Genomic DNA, 13,770 nt, shown 5'->3' on the forward strand with positions numbered 1-13,770 from the left:
ACCCGCCCCGCCCCTGGATCCGCAGCTACGCGCCCGGCGTGCCGACGGAGCTCGAGCTCCCGACCGGCTCGCTCGTCGACATCGTCACCGAGTCGGCCGAGCGCTATCCCCACCAGGTCGCGCTCGAGTTCTTCGGCCGTTCGACCAGCTACTCCCAGCTCGCCGACGAGGTGGAGCGGGCCGCCGAGGGCCTCCGCCGCCTGGGCGTCCGCGCGGGCGATCCGGTCGCCCTCGTCCTCCCGAACTGCCCGCAGCACGTCGTCGCCTTCTACGCCGTCCTCCGGCTCGGCGCCGTGGTGGTCGAGCACAACCCGCTCTACACCCCGCGCGAGCTGCGCCACCAGTTCGAGGACCACGGCGCTCGTGTCGCGATCGCCTGGAACCGCGTCGTGCCGACGGTGCAGGACCTCCCGGCCGATCTCGGCGTCGAGACCGTCGTCGCCGTCGACCTCACCCGCGCGATGCCCGCCTCGATGCGCGCAGCCCTCCGCCTGCCGCTGAAGAAGGCCCGGGAGTCGCGCGCCGCGCTGACCGGGCCGGTCCGCGGTGCGATCGAGTGGGAGTCGCTGCTGAGGCGGCGGATCGACCCGGCGCACCCGCGCCCGGTCGCGGAGGACCTCGCGGTCATCCAGTACACGAGCGGCACGACCGGCACGCCCAAGGGCGCCGAGCTGACCCACGCGAACCTGACGGCGAACGCCGCCCAGTCGCGCGCCTGGGTGCCGACGGTCCGCCGCGGCGACTGCGTGGTCTACGCGGTGCTCCCCATGTTCCACGCCTACGGGCTGACGCTCTGCCTCACCTTCGCGATGAGCATGGGCGCGCGCCTGGTGCTGTTCCCGAAGTTCGACCCGGAGCTGGTGCTGAAGGTCGTCAAGAAGCACCCCGCCACCTTCCTCCCGGCCGTTCCGCCGATCGCGGAACGCCTGGCGCGCAGCGCGCAGCAGCGGGGCGTCTCCCTGCGCGGCATCGAGATCGCCATCTCCGGCGCGATGCCGCTCGACCCGGCGCTGGTCGACTCGTTCGAGGCGCTGACCGGAGGCACGCTCGTCGAGGGCTACGGCCTCTCGGAGACCTCTCCGGTCCTGATGGCCAACCCGGTCGGTCCGACGCGACGCGCCGGGACGGTCGGGCTCCCGCTGCCCGGCACCGACGTGCGGATCGTCGACCCCGAGGATCCCGACACGGAGGTGGCGACCGGCGAGCAGGGCGAGCTGGTCGTGCGCGGTCCGCAGGTGTTCCGGGGCTACCACCGCAAGCCCGACGAGACGGCGGCGACCTTCACCGGTGACGGCTGGTTCCGCACCGGCGACATCGCGACGATCGACGAGGACGGCTTCGTGCGCATCGTCGACCGGATCAAGGAGCTCGTGATCACGGGCGGCTTCAACGTCTCGCCGTCCGAGGTGGAGGAGGTGCTGCTCCGCCTGCCCGAGATCAAGGAGGTGGCGGTGGTCGGCCTGCCCGATCCGCGCAGCGGCGAGTCCGTGGCGGCGGCGGTCGTCCTGGAGCCGGGCGCGCAGCTCGACGTCGCAGCCGCCCGCAAGGCCGTCAGGGAGGCGCTGACGCCCTACAAGGTGCCCAAGCGGATCACCGTCGTCGACGAGCTGCCGCGGAGCATGATCGGCAAGGTCCTCCGCCGCCAGGTGAAGGCCATGCTGACCGACGAGGACTAGCCCGGAACGAGCGAGGGCCCCCGACCACTGTCCGTGATCGGGGGCCCTCTGCAACGAGGCTAGAAGCCGAAGTCGCCGCCTCCGAAGTCGCCGCCTCCGAAGTCGCCGCCCCCGCCGAAGTCGCCTCCGCCGGAGTCGCCCCAGCCGCCGCCGTCTCCGGCGTCCGCACCGGAGGCGTCCGCACCTCCCGCATCCGCTCCGCCGTCGGCCGAGGCTTCTCCCCCGCCGTCACCGCCGGCGTAGTCGCCTCCCGCATCGGGGAGGAACGCGCCCGCGATGGCCGAGCCGATCGCGAACCCGGCGATCGTGCCGAGCATCGAGGAGGCGAGGACGCCGCCGAAGCCCATGCCTCCGCCGCCGGAGAAGCGCCGCTCCATGAATCCGGGCTGGCGCAGCTCGCTCCGCGTGGCGGACTGGGCGAGCGTGCGGGGGTCGTCGTCCTTCGGCGCGTCGCCGACGGGGGCCCCCTCGCTGAGCTCTCGGAAGACCTGCTGGCGCTGCTCCGGGGTCAGCTGCTCGAAGGCCTCGCGGTGCACCTGCTCGATCGCCTCGGGCGGCGCGGTGCGGAGGAGGTAGCGGTAGCGCTCGATGGCACGCTCATCGTCGGTGCGCGGAGACGTCGCCGGAGGGGAGCCGTACTCGGGCCTGCGGTCCGCGGCCTGCGGCGGCGCGTACGTCGAGCGGCGTGCGCTCTCGGGCTGCTCGTCGCGGCCCAGCAGTCGGTCCAGGAATCCCATGATCTCCTCCTCGGCGCCCGACGGACGCACACCGCCACCGTAGGCCTCTCACCGCTCCGGGTGCTGAGCGTTCTCTCAGAGGCTGCTCGGAGCGGAGGCCTCGGTCACTTCTGCTTCGGGATGACCACCCACATCACGAGGTAGGCGATGATCTGCGGCCCCGGGAGGAGGCACGAGAGCACGAACAGGAGACGCACCACGAAGGGGCTCCAGCCGAATCGGCGGGCGAGACCGGCACAGACGCCGGCGATGATCCTGCCCCGACGGGGGCGCACGAGAGTAGCCATGACTCCACTCTGGCGCAGGGCGCCTGAGCGGGGCATCCGGGAAACCCCCTAGGTCTGCGCGGGAGTCCCGTCGAGCTCCTCGGGCCGGAACGCTCCGACCGAGCGGGCGAAGGCGGCGGCGCGCTCGGCGTCGGCCTCCGGCCAGACCACGTGGAAGCGCTCGAAGACCACGTCGCCGATGCCGCCCGGTGAGACGCGGGCGAAGTAGCGGCGGTGGCCGTCGAGCCAGGAGGCGCGCGTGCGGTCCCCCTCGCCCTCGGCCCAGGCGAACGCGTCGTCGACGGAGTCGAGCGGACCGGTCCGAACCTCGTCCGTCACGAGGACGACACGCGCCGCTCCCGCGCCGTCGCAGACGATCCAGTGGTCGCCCGCGACGGGTGCCCCCTCCTCGGCGAGGGACGCCGTGGCCGTCTTCACTCCGCGCCGCACGAGGCCCAGCAGCTCGTCCGCCATCGCCGTGCTGTCGCCGAACGCCTCGACCGGCGGGAGCGCCTCGTCGACTCCCGGATGCGCGGAGCGGTACTCCGCCCAGAGGAGCGCCGCCGAGGCGGCGTCGGTGTCGGGGAGGGCGGTGCGCTCCGGCGCGGCGGGCACGAGCGCCACGATGTTCGCCCCGGCCAGGGAGGCGGGATCGTCGGGGTGGTTGTCGGGCGTGGTGACCGTGTCGAAAGGCCAGTGCTGCTGGAGCCAGCGGCGCGCGTAGGCGTCGAGCTCCTCCTCGAGCCGCGAGCCCCGGACGGCGGGGACGACCCACCAGGAGGCCTCGGCGGAGTCGCCGCCGCCGGGCCGGACGCTCAGAGCGCCCAGCGCCTCGGTGCGGTCCGGGCCGACGAGCAGGAACGCGTGCGCTCTGCCCGCACGCGACTCCTCCTCGAGGCGCAGGAGACCGCGCACGTCGTCGCCGAGGGACGCCGACGGCAGGGCGGCCGGATCGTCCCCGCGGAGGAGAGCCGCGAGCCACGGTCGCTGCTCGCCGATCACCGCGTGCAGGAGGTCCGCATCACTCGAGACGAGAGGACGCAGGAGGGCGCCCGCCGGCAGCTCGAGCCGCGCGGGAAGGGGCGCGTCGCCGGTTCCACCGCTCATGACCGCACCTCCCCGCGCACCGGCTCAGCCGGCCGCGCGGTCCAGGACGAGCTCGCGGACGCGGGCGGCGTCGGCCTGCCCCTTCATGGCCTTCATCACGGCACCGATCACGGCACCGGCGGCCTGCACCTTGCCGTCGCGGATCTTCGCGAGCACGTCGGGCTGCGAGGCCAGTGCCGCGTCGATCGCCTCGATGAGCGCTCCGTCGTCCGAGACGACCGCGAGTCCACGGGCGTCGACGACCTCCTGCGGGGTGCCCTCTCCGGCGATGACGCCCTGGAGGACCTCGCGGGCGAGGCGGTCGGTCAGCGTGCCGCTCTCGATCAGACCGGCGAGCTCGGCGACCTGGGCCGGGGTGACCAGGGAGGCCGGGTCCTCGCCCGCCGCGTTCGCGAGGCGCGCGATCTCCCCGGTCCACCACTTGCGGGCCGCCTGCGGAGCGGCTCCCGCGGAGACGGTCTCGGTGATCTCGACCAGCAGGCCGCTGTTGGCGACGTCCTGGAACTCGAGGTCGGTGAAGCCCCACTCCTGCTTGAGGCGGCGACGGCGGTCGGCGGGCTTCTCGGGGAGCGCGGCGCGCAGCTCCTCGATCAGCTCGGGGCTCGGCACGACCGGGAGCAGGTCGGGTTCCGGGAAGTAGCGGTAGTCGTCGGCGTCGCTCTTGGGCCGGCCCGCGGAGGTGCGGCCGGTGTCCTCGTGCCAGTGGCGCGTCTCCTGCGTGATCGTGCCGCCCGCGGCGAGGATCGCCGCCTGGCGCTGGATCTCGTAGCGGACGGCGCGCTCGACCGAGCGGAGCGAGTTGACGTTCTTGGTCTCGGTGCGGGTTCCGAGCTTCTCCTGGCCGATCGGGCGGAGCGAGACGTTCGCGTCGCAGCGCAGGTTGCCGCGCTCCATCTTGGCGTCCGAGATGCCGAGCGCCAGCACGATGTCGCGGATCGTCGCGACGTAGGCCTTCGCGTACTCGGGCGCGCTCTTCCCCGCGCCGTAGATGGGCTTCGTGACGATCTCCACGAGCGGGACCCCCGCGCGGTTGTAGTCCACGAGCGAGTACTCGGCGCCCTGGATGCGGCCGGTGGCGCCGCCGACGTGCGTGAGCTTGCCGGCGTCCTCCTCCATGTGCGCGCGCTCGATCGGGATCTGCACGAGCGAGCCGTCGGCCAGCTCGATCTCGACCGAGCCCTCGAAGGCGATCGGCTCGTCGAACTGCGAGATCTGGTAGTTCTTCGCCAGGTCCGGGTAGAAGTAGTTCTTGCGCGCGAAGCGGCTGGACGGGGCGATCGAGCAGCCCAGGGCGAGGCCGAGGCTGATCGAGTAGCGGACGGCCTGCTCGTTCACGACCGGCAGCGAGCCCGGGAGGCCGAGGTCGACCGGGGTCACGTTCGTGTTGGGCTCGGACCCGAACTCGTTCGGCGCGTCCGAGAACATCTTGGTCTTCGTGTTGAGCTCGACGTGCACCTCGAAGCCGAGCACCGGCTCGAACGTCTCGAAGACCTCGTCGTAGTCCATCAGCTCGGGAGCGGACGTGTGCGCGGAGGCCATCAGACGGCACCTTCCTCGGTCGCGGAGAGCACGGAGTGGGTCAGGTCGGGGGCCTGCGCGAGGAGCGGGCGGCCCCACTTCTCCTCGAGCAGCGCCTCGAGCGCGGCGCCCACGGTGTAGAGGCGCACGTCCTCCCGGGCGGGAGCGAGGAACTGGATGCCGACAGGCAGCCCGTCCTCGTCGGCGAGGCCGGCGGGGACGGAGATGCCGGGGATGCCGGCCAGGTTCGCCGGGATGGTCGCGACGTCGCCTCGGTACATCGCCAGCGGGTCGTCGAGCTTCTCGCCGAGGCGGTAGGCGGTCGTCGGCGCTGTCGGCGAGGCGATCACGTCGACGTCCGCGAAGGCCGCGTCGAAGTCCCGCTGCACCAGGGTCCGGACCTTCTGCGCGCTGCCGTAGTAGGCGTCGTAGTAGCCGGCCGAGAGGGCGTAGGTGCCGAGGATGATCCGGCGCTTGACCTCGGGGCCGAAGCCCTGCTCGCGGGTCGCGGACATGACCTGCTCGACCGTGCCGCCGCCCTCCGGCGTGACCCGGAGGCCGAACCGGACCGAGTCGAACTTGGCGAGGTTGCTGGAGGCCTCCGCGGGGAGGATCAGGTAGTAGGCGGCGACCGCGTGCTCGACGCTCGGGAGGCTCACCTCGACGACCTCGGCTCCGGCGCCCTGAAGGATCTCGAGCGCCTCGTGGAAGCGCGCCAGCACGCCGGGCTGGAAGCCCTCGCCGCCGTCGAGCTCCTTGACCACGCCGATCCGGAGGCCCGTCACGTCGGCGCGGCGCACCGCGTCGGCGAAGGAGGGCCAGGAGTCGCGCAGCGACGTCGAGTCGCGCGGGTCGTGGCCCGCGATGACGTCGTGCAGCAGCGCGGAGTCGAGGACCGTCCGGGAGACGGGGCCGATCTGGTCGAGGCTCGAGGCGAGCGCGATCGCTCCGTAGCGGGACACGCCGCCGTAGGTCGGCTTCACGCCGACGGTGCCGGTCACGTGCGCGGGCTGACGGATCGATCCCCCGGTGTCGGAGCCGAGGGCCAGGGGCGCCTCGTAGCTCGCGACGGCCGCGGCGGACCCGCCGCCGGAGCCGCCGGGGATGCGGTCGAGGTCCCACGGGTTGTGGGTGGGGCCGTAGGCGCTGCGCTCGGTGGTCGAGCCCATCGCGAACTCGTCCATGTTGGTCTTGCCGATCGGGACCAGCCCGGCCTCGCGGACCTTGCGCATGACGGTCGCGTCGTAGGGCGGGCGCCAGCCCTCGAGGATGCGGGAGCCGCTCGTGGTCGGCATGTCGTTCGTGACGATGACGTCCTTGACCGCGAGAGGCACTCCGGCGAGGGGGTGCAGCGACTCGCCGTCGGCCCGCCGGCGGTCGATCGCCTCGGCGGACGCGACCGCGCCCTCGCGCGCGACGTGGAGGAAGGCGTGGACCGCTCCGTCGACCGCGTCGATGCGCTCGAGGTGGGCGCGGGTGGCCTCGACCGAGGAGACCGAGCCGTCGGCCAGCTTCCCGGAGAGGGCGGACGCGCTGAGGCGGACGAGCTCGTCGCCGTGCGCGCTCACTGCTCCTCCCCCAGGATCGCGGAGACCTGGAAGCGGCTGCCGTCGTGCTCGGGCGCGCCGGAGAGCGCCTGCTCGAGCGTGAGGGTCTCGCCGACCACGTCGGGCCGGAAGACGTTCTCGAGCGGGATCGGGTGGCTGGTCGCCGGCACGTCGGGCGTGGCGACGGCCTGGACCGCGCGCACGGAGTCGACGATCTGGCCGAGCTCCCTGGTGAGGCTCCCGATCTCGTCGGAAGTGAGGTCGATCCTGGCCAGCTGGGCCAGATGGGCGACCGTGTCGGCCGTGATCTCGGACATGCGTCTCCGTCTGGTGGTTCGGGGGGATTTCCGGCCGCCAGTCTACTCGGCGCGCCCGCACCGCCTCCGCCCGTGCCGCCCGCCCGTCAGGAGCCGCCGAAGAGGCTGGCGCCGTGCTTCAGGAGTGCGTTGTACGCGCCCTCGTAGGTGGTCGGCAGGTCCTCGCCGGGCTCGCCGTACCGGGCCAGCAGCAGGCCCATCAGGCCGACGGCGGGCGGGCTCAGCGGCTTGTCGCGGTTCACGTGCGCCGGATGCGCTGGCGCCGCCTCGGGGTTCGGCGGCAGGTACTGCGGCACCGTGGTCGGCCAGTCGCCGATCTGCCGCGGCTCGTCGAGGGTCAGCACCCCGAAGAGGTCGGGGGCGGAGGCGTCGCGAGCGGTCAGCGGCTCGAGGCCGTGCAGGGCGCTGAGGGTCCGGATCACGGCGCCGTGGTGCAGCTCGTCGTGCACGATCGTGCCGGCCCTCGTGTACGCCGAGACCGCGATCGCCGGCACGCGGCAGCCGAGCCGGTCGAAGGCGAAGCCCATCTCGCCCTCGCGGCCGTCGCCCGGCGGAGTCGCCGACGGCGGGGGGACGTGGTCGTAGAGGCCGCCGTGCTCGTCGAAGGTCGCCAGCAGGAGCGTGTTCACCGCGTTCGAGCCGGTCGTGCTCGCGCTCTCCCGGATCGCCGAGTACACCTGGTGCAGCAGCAGCTCGCCGGCGCGGACGTCGGACAGCGCGCTGTCGTAGACGGGCGTGCCGTCGACCTCGTCCTCTCGCAGGACCCCGGTCGGCGGGTGCATGTCGTTGTGGTCGAAGACGAGCCGCGGCTCGAGGAAGGCGTAGTCGGGCAGCTCGCCGTTCTCCACGTCGGCGTAGAAGCGGTCCATCGTCGAGAAGTGGGTCTTCCAGTACTTCTCGAGCACCGGCGCGTGCAGGAAGCCGGTGTAGGAGACCACCTGCAGCGCGTCGAAGTAGACGCGCCAGGTCCTCCCCGCCTCCTCGAGGCGGTTGAACACCGTCGGCGCGTCGGCCAGGTCGTCCGCGAGCCACTTCTCGTAGCCGCCGCCCTGCTTGTTGGTGACGAAGCCGTGCGAGGTCGACGCGTGCAGGAAGGACCTGTTGCAGAAGGTCTGGGAGGGGACGGCGCAGAACCACTGGTCGAAGACGGCGAACTCGCGGGCGAGGGTGGAGAAGACGGGCAGCATCTCCGGCGAGAAGCCGCCCATGATCGTCCGCGCCTCCTCCGCCGTGGGCTCCTGCCCCTTCTTCATCACCCTCAGGTGCTGGACGTAGTCCTCGAGGAAGCCGCTCATCGTCGGGGCGGAGGCGTCGGCGGGCGCGTTGAAGGGCGCGGTCATGGCGCCGACGGTGCGGCCGGCGTTCTCGGGCGGATCCACCGTGCCGAAGAGCTGGGTGTTGACGTGCGGGTACTCCTCGCCCGGGTCCGGGTCGGGCTGGCGCATCACGGAGTCGGTGGCGCCCTCGTAGACGTGCGTGCCGACGGTCAGTCCCCCGGCGCTGGTGTTCGTCCGCTCGTCGGGGAGGAGGCCCTCGAAGCTCTCGCCCGCGGGCAGGTCGTCCGGTCCGTAGAGGCGGCCGAGGACGTTGTCGAAGGAGCGGTTCTCGAACATGATCACGACGACGTGGTCGAATCCCGGCTCCGTGCGGGCGGGCAGTCGCGGCTCCTCCTCGCGGCGGGGGCCGGAGGCGACGGCCGCGCCGATCGCGCCACCGGCGAGGGCTCCGGCTCCGACTCCGGCGGCGGCGGTGCCGGCCAGGAAGCGGCGGCGCGAGCGGGAGCGGGGAGCTCCGTCGTCGTGCTCCGAGGGAGTCCGCTCGCTGGTCATCTCCGCCGCCTCTCCTGCGCCGCCTGCGCCTGCTCGGAGTGTAGCGACGCGCCCGGGACGGCGGCTCGAACGCGGGCGAGCAGTCCGGCCTCCGGCTCGGGGTCGACGTGCGCGCGGCGGGCCGCGTCGCGGAGGCGCCGCCCGACCGGCGCGGGCGGCGCGAAAGCCGGCGCCGTGCGGGGCCAGCGCGCGAGGGGGCGGTCGGGACCGCTGAGGAGTGCGGCCAGCTCTCGGACCTGCGGATCGACGAGCGCTCGGCGCACGCCCGCCCGGGCGCGGACGAGCTGCGCGGGAGTCTCCGGACCGAGCGGCACGCCGATCCGTGCACCCGAGGGGACGGCCGAGGCGAGCACGAGCGCCGGCACCGTGCCGGGCCGCCCTGCGCTCCCCCGCGCGGCGGCGAGGAGCAGCATCCGCCGCCCCGCCCGCTCCCCGTCGCGGACGGCGTCGAACACGACGTGCAGCAGCTGCTCCGCGAGGCGCGCATCAGCGGATCGATCGGTGCCGGCGGCTGCGGCGTCGGCGAAGTCGGCCGGATCGACGAGGGACCGCGGCTCGACCAGGACGAGCGGAGGCAGGGTGCCGGCTGCGGCCTCGGCGGCCAGCGCGTCGATGGGAAGGAGGCGCCCGCCGCGGGAGCCGGCGGCGCCCGGGTCGCGGTGGGGCCACTCCGGATCGGCGAGGAGCGTAGTCGAGACGCCCTGCCGCTCGTCGACCGCGAGAGCCCAGCCGGTGCCGGTCTCCCGGGCCGCGCGCAGGGCCGCCGGCAGCGGATCGCGGCCGTCGGCGCGCCAGTGGTCGGCCCGGGCGAAGGCCGTGGCGAGGAGCGCGTGCACCGGCAGCATCTCGGGGGCGAAGCGCGCGCCCGGAGGATCGTCCGGGCCGGGCGCGGTCATCACGGCGTCCGTGCCGCCGGTGAACACCGGGCCGTCCGTGTCGTCGAGCGCGCCGAGGACCTGGTCGCGGCTGCGGCCGGCGAAGGAGAGCACGACCACGTGGTCGATCCGCCCGAGCACCTCGGCGGTCCGACGCTCGGCGGTGGTGGGCCGAGCCGCGGCGTCGAGCGCGAGCGACGCTGCGTCGGCGAGGGAGCGGCGCAGGAACGCCCGCCGCTCCCCGCCGCCCGCGTCAGGCATCGGGCCCGGTCGGCTCCTCCGTGCTCGGGGCGGCCGCGTCCGGGACGGCGTCGGTCTCCGGCACGGCGTCATCCTCCGGCGAGGCGTCGGAGCGCGATGCGCCGGCGACGTCCCCGTCCGGGCCGGCGGCGGCCTCCTCCGGAGCGTCGGCGGACGCCTCCTCCGGCAGCGCGATCGCGTCCGGTCCCTCCGTCACCAGGAGGTGGAACTCGGCCGCGGTGATGATCCGGAGCCCCAGGGCCTCGGCCTTGCCGAGCTTGCTGCCGGCGCCGGGACCGGCGGCGACGTAGTCGGTCTTCTTGGAGACGCTCGAGCCGGCCTTGCCGCCGGCCGCGAGGATGGCCTCCTGCGCCCCCTCGCGGGAGTACCCCTCCAGGCTCCCGGTCGCCACGACCGTGAGACCCGCGAGCACCCCGCCGGCGGCGTCCGCGGCACCGGGACCGGGGTGGCCGGGCGTGGCGAAGCGCACTCCGGCCGCGGCCCAGCGGTCGACGATCTCGACGTGCCAGTCGACCTCGAACCAGGCGATCAGGGCGTCGGCGATGATCCCGCCCACCCCGTCGACCGCGGCGAGCTCGTCGCGGCTCGCCACGCGGATCGCGTCGAGCGAGCCGAAGTAGCCCGCCAGCGCGCGCGCGGCGACCGGGCCGACGTGCCGGATGCTGAGCGAGACCAGCAGGCGCCACAGCTCCTTGGTCTTAGCCCGCTCGATGTTCTCGATCAGCCGGAGGGCGTTGGTGGAGGGCACGGAGGCGGCGTCCCCCGCGAAGGCTCCCGCCTCCGGGTCGAAGGCGCCGTCCTTGGCGAACTGCCGCTTGCGCTTGAAGGGCGTGACGACCTTCGGATCGCCCTTCGCGTCGAGCTTCTGCAGACCGGTCTCGGAGTCGCGGACGACGACCTCGATCGGGAAGAGATCGGCCACCGTGAGCTCGAACAGGCCGGCCTCGGTCCGCAGCGGCGGCTCGGCGGGCACCAGGGGCTGGGTCAGGGCGGCGGCGCTGACCTCGCCGAGCGCCTCGATGTCGAGCGCGCCGCGGCTGCCGATGTGCTCGACGCGCCCGCGGACCTGCGCGGGGCAGGACTCCGCGTTGGGGCAGCGCAGGTCGACGTCGCCCTCCTTGGCCGGAGCGAGCGTGGTGCCGCACTCGGGGCACTGCGTCGGCATCACGAACTCGCGCTCGGAGCCGTCGCGGAGCTCCACCACCGGGCCGAGCACCTCGGGGATGACGTCCCCGGCCTTCCGCAGCACGACCGTGTCGCCGATGAGCACGCCCTTGGCCTTGACCACGTCGGCGTTGTGCAGCGTGGCCTGGCGCACCTCGGACCCCGCGACCTTCACCTTGGTCATCTGGGCGAACGGCGTCGCGCGGCCGGTGCGCCCGACGCTCACGACGATGTCGAGGAGCTTCGTGTGGACCTCCTCGGGCGGGTACTTGTAGGCGATCGCCCAGCGCGGCGCCCGGCTGGTGGCGCCGAGCTCGTCGTGCAGCTCGAGCTCGTCCACCTTCACGACCACGCCGTCGATCTCGTGCTCGACCGAGTGCCGCTCGCGGCCGTAGCGCTCGACGAAGGCGAGCACTTCCTCCACCGAGCCCGAGACGCGGTTGTGGCCGCTGACCGGCAGTCCCCAGGAGGAGAGGAGCCCGTAGACCTCGGACTGGGTCGCGACAGGCGGGTCCGGCCAGGCGCCGATGCCGTGCACGTAGAGCGCGAGGGAGCCGACGCGCGCCTCGCCGGCGCGCAGGTCGAGACCCGACTTCTTGTCGAGCTGCTGGCGGAGGCCGCCGCTCGCCGCGTTCCGCGGGTTGGCGAAGGTCGGGAAGCGCCGCAGTGCGCTCGTGCGCGCCTTCTCCTCCTCGAAGACGCCTCGGGTGGCGGGCGGGCGGGACGACCAGCGGGTCCGCGCCTCCTCGACCGCCTCGTCGCGCAGCGTCTCCTGGAGGGCGTTCAGCTCGGCGAAGGCGGCCACGGGGATGAAGACCTCGCCGCGGACCTCGACGAGTGCCGGGTGGCCCTCGCCGGAGAGGCGCTCGGGGATGCCCGCGACGCGGAGGGCGTTGACGGTGACGTCCTCGCCGGTGCGGCCGTCACCGCGGGTCGCCGCCGTGACGAGGCGGCCGTCCTCGTAGTGGAGTGAGATCGCGAGCCCGTCGATCTTGAGCTCCGTGAGCCAGGCGACGGGGCGGTCGGCCGAGGCCACCGTCTTCTCGCACCACTCGCGCAGCTCCTCGGCCGAGAACACGTTGTCGAGGGAGAGCATCCGCTCGGCGTGGTCGATCGGGGCGAGGCCCGCTCCGACGATCCCGCCGACGGTCCGCGTCGGCGAGTCCTCGGCGGCGAGCTCGGGGTGCTCGGCCTCGAGCGCGGCCAGCTCGCGCACCAGGGCGTCGTACTCGGCGTCGGACAGCGGCGAGGAGTCGGCCGCGTAGTAGTCGTCGCTCGCCGACCGGATCCGCGCCCGCAGCTCCTCGACGCGGGCGGCGGGCTCGACGGCGCTCACCGGAGCACCGCGGCGTCGGCCGCGACCGTGCGGTCGATCGTGCACTGGCCCAGCACGCGGGTGCCGAGGTAGACGACGGCCGTCTGGCCGGGGGCGACGCCGTCGAGCGGCGAGTCCGGAGTGATCACGAGCTCCACCCTGCCATCGACGTGCGACACCACCGCGGAGGCGGGGACCGGGTCGGCGTGGGCGCGGATCTGGACGTCGCAGCGGAAGGGCGCGTCCGCGTCCTCGGGAGCGGCGCCCGCCCAGGTGAACCGCTCGCCGGCGATCTCGCCGATGCGCAGCGCCTCGCGCGGACCGACCACGACCTCGTTGCTCACCGGCCGCACCTCCAGGACGAAGCGCGGCCGACCGTCGGGCGCGGGGACGCCGAGGTGCAGGCCCCGGCGCTGGCCCACCGTGTACCCGTGAGCGCCCTCGTGGGAGCCGACCACCGCGCCGTCCCGATCGACGACCGCTCCGGTCTCGGGGGCGACGCGCTCGGCGAGCCAGCCGCGGGTGTCGCCGTCGGGGATGAAGCAGATGTCGTAGCTGTCGGGCTTGCTCGCGACGCTGAGGCCCCGCTCCGCCGCCTCCGCGCGCACGATCGCCTTGGACGGCGTGGAGCCGAGCGGAAACATCGAGTGCCGCAGCTGCTGCTCCGTCAGCACGCCGAGGACGTAGGACTGGTCCTTCGCCTCGTCGCTCGCGCGATGGAGCTCCGGGGAGCCGTCGGCGGCGGTGCGGAGGGAGGCGTAGTGGCCGGTGCAGACCGCGTCGAAGCCGAGGTCGAGAGCCTTCTCGAGCAGGGCGGCGAACTTGATCCGCTCGTTGCAGCGCATGCAGGGGTTCGGGGTGCGGCCCGCCGAGTACTCGGCGACGAAGTCGTCGACGACGTCCAGCTTGAACCGCTCGGAGAAGTCCCACACGTAGTACGGGATGCCGAGGACGTTCGCGGCGCGCTGCGCGTCCATCGAGTCCTCGATCGTGCAGCACCCCCGGCTGCCGGTGCGCAGCGTGCCGGGCATCCTGCTCAGGGCGAGGTGCACGCCCACCACGTCGTGCCCAGCCTCCACCGCGCGGGCCGCGGCCACCGCCGAGTCCACTCCACCGCTCATCGCCGCCAGAACCTTCACCGTGCGAGTCTACGTTTCC

The 13,770-nt window shown here is 73.7% G+C and carries 11 protein-coding genes; 1 reads left to right on the forward strand and 10 read right to left on the reverse strand.

The features are described 5' to 3' along the window. Positions 1 to 1,676, forward strand: a 1,676-nt coding sequence (locus C5C29_RS13260) for a long-chain-fatty-acid--CoA ligase (RefSeq protein ID WP_104308457.1), incomplete at its 5' end; no start/stop codon positions are given. Between the two features lie 59 nt (positions 1,677 to 1,735). On the opposite strand, the gene C5C29_RS13265 is transcribed toward C5C29_RS13260, so the two are convergent. The 10 genes from C5C29_RS13265 to mnmA form a co-directional block, all read right to left on the reverse strand. Beyond that, complete coding sequence (locus C5C29_RS13265) at positions 1,736 to 2,413, reverse strand: hypothetical protein (RefSeq protein WP_104308461.1); 678 nt, start codon at positions 2,411 to 2,413, stop codon at positions 1,736 to 1,738. A 104-nt stretch (positions 2,414 to 2,517) separates the two neighbouring features. Then, positions 2,518 to 2,700 carry a PspC domain-containing protein gene (locus tag C5C29_RS13270; RefSeq protein ID WP_104223873.1) on the reverse strand — a complete coding sequence of 61 codons (183 nt, stop codon included), beginning with the start codon at positions 2,698 to 2,700 and terminating at the stop codon, positions 2,518 to 2,520. Between the two features lie 48 nt (positions 2,701 to 2,748). After that, positions 2,749 to 3,786 carry an ASCH domain-containing protein gene (locus tag C5C29_RS13275; protein ID WP_104223874.1) on the reverse strand — a complete coding sequence of 346 codons (1,038 nt, stop codon included), beginning with the start codon at positions 3,784 to 3,786 and terminating at the stop codon, positions 2,749 to 2,751. A gap of 24 nt (positions 3,787 to 3,810) precedes the next feature. After that, positions 3,811 to 5,325, reverse strand: coding sequence for an Asp-tRNA(Asn)/Glu-tRNA(Gln) amidotransferase subunit GatB (gene gatB / locus C5C29_RS13280; protein ID WP_104223875.1), 1,515 nt, complete (start codon positions 5,323 to 5,325; stop codon positions 3,811 to 3,813). Then, on the reverse strand, positions 5,325 to 6,872 hold the full coding sequence (gene gatA / locus C5C29_RS13285; RefSeq protein ID WP_104223876.1) for an Asp-tRNA(Asn)/Glu-tRNA(Gln) amidotransferase subunit GatA: 1,548 nt from the start codon (positions 6,870 to 6,872) through the stop codon (positions 5,325 to 5,327). Before gatA ends, gatB begins: the two co-directional genes overlap by 1 nt. Then, positions 6,869 to 7,168, reverse strand: a complete 300-nt coding sequence (gatC, locus tag C5C29_RS13290; RefSeq protein ID WP_104223877.1) for an Asp-tRNA(Asn)/Glu-tRNA(Gln) amidotransferase subunit GatC — start codon at positions 7,166 to 7,168, stop codon at positions 6,869 to 6,871. The genes gatA and gatC overlap by 4 nt, the downstream gene beginning before the upstream one ends. Before the next feature lie 86 nt (positions 7,169 to 7,254). Beyond that, positions 7,255 to 8,997 carry an alkaline phosphatase family protein gene (locus C5C29_RS13295; RefSeq protein ID WP_104223878.1) on the reverse strand — a complete coding sequence of 581 codons (1,743 nt, stop codon included), beginning with the start codon at positions 8,995 to 8,997 and terminating at the stop codon, positions 7,255 to 7,257. After that, positions 8,994 to 10,133 carry a hypothetical protein gene (locus C5C29_RS13300; RefSeq protein WP_104223879.1) on the reverse strand — a complete coding sequence of 380 codons (1,140 nt, stop codon included), beginning with the start codon at positions 10,131 to 10,133 and terminating at the stop codon, positions 8,994 to 8,996. The genes C5C29_RS13295 and C5C29_RS13300 overlap by 4 nt, the downstream gene beginning before the upstream one ends. Next, positions 10,126 to 12,633 carry an NAD-dependent DNA ligase LigA gene (gene ligA / locus C5C29_RS13305; RefSeq protein ID WP_146082245.1) on the reverse strand — a complete coding sequence of 836 codons (2,508 nt, stop codon included), beginning with the start codon at positions 12,631 to 12,633 and terminating at the stop codon, positions 10,126 to 10,128. Before ligA ends, C5C29_RS13300 begins: the two co-directional genes overlap by 8 nt. Further along, positions 12,630 to 13,751, reverse strand: coding sequence for a tRNA 2-thiouridine(34) synthase MnmA (mnmA, locus tag C5C29_RS13310; protein WP_181028759.1), 1,122 nt, complete (start codon positions 13,749 to 13,751; stop codon positions 12,630 to 12,632). The genes ligA and mnmA overlap by 4 nt, the downstream gene beginning before the upstream one ends. Positions 13,752 to 13,770 lie beyond the last annotated feature (19 nt).

Origin of the sequence: Rathayibacter sp. AY1H2 (assembly GCF_002931985.1) — a bacterium.
Classification (GTDB): domain Bacteria; phylum Actinomycetota; class Actinomycetes; order Actinomycetales; family Microbacteriaceae; genus Rathayibacter.

What these genes read in the sequence shown, in the direction of transcription:
- C5C29_RS13275 (WP_104223874.1), bottom strand. Translation starts at nt 3,786, where the DNA reads ATGAGCGGTGGAACCGGCGACGCGCCCCTTCCCGCGCGGCTCGAGCTG.
- C5C29_RS13295 (WP_104223878.1), bottom strand. Translation starts at nt 8,997, where the DNA reads ATGACCAGCGAGCGGACTCCCTCGGAGCACGACGACGGAGCTCCCCGC.
- C5C29_RS13265 (WP_104308461.1), bottom strand. Translation starts at nt 2,413, where the DNA reads ATGGGATTCCTGGACCGACTGCTGGGCCGCGACGAGCAGCCCGAGAGC.
- gatC (WP_104223877.1), bottom strand. Translation starts at nt 7,168, where the DNA reads ATGTCCGAGATCACGGCCGACACGGTCGCCCATCTGGCCCAGCTGGCC.
- gatB (WP_104223875.1), bottom strand. Translation starts at nt 5,325, where the DNA reads ATGGCCTCCGCGCACACGTCCGCTCCCGAGCTGATGGACTACGACGAG.
- C5C29_RS13300 (WP_104223879.1), bottom strand. Translation starts at nt 10,133, where the DNA reads ATGCCTGACGCGGGCGGCGGGGAGCGGCGGGCGTTCCTGCGCCGCTCC.
- C5C29_RS13270 (WP_104223873.1), bottom strand. Translation starts at nt 2,700, where the DNA reads ATGGCTACTCTCGTGCGCCCCCGTCGGGGCAGGATCATCGCCGGCGTC.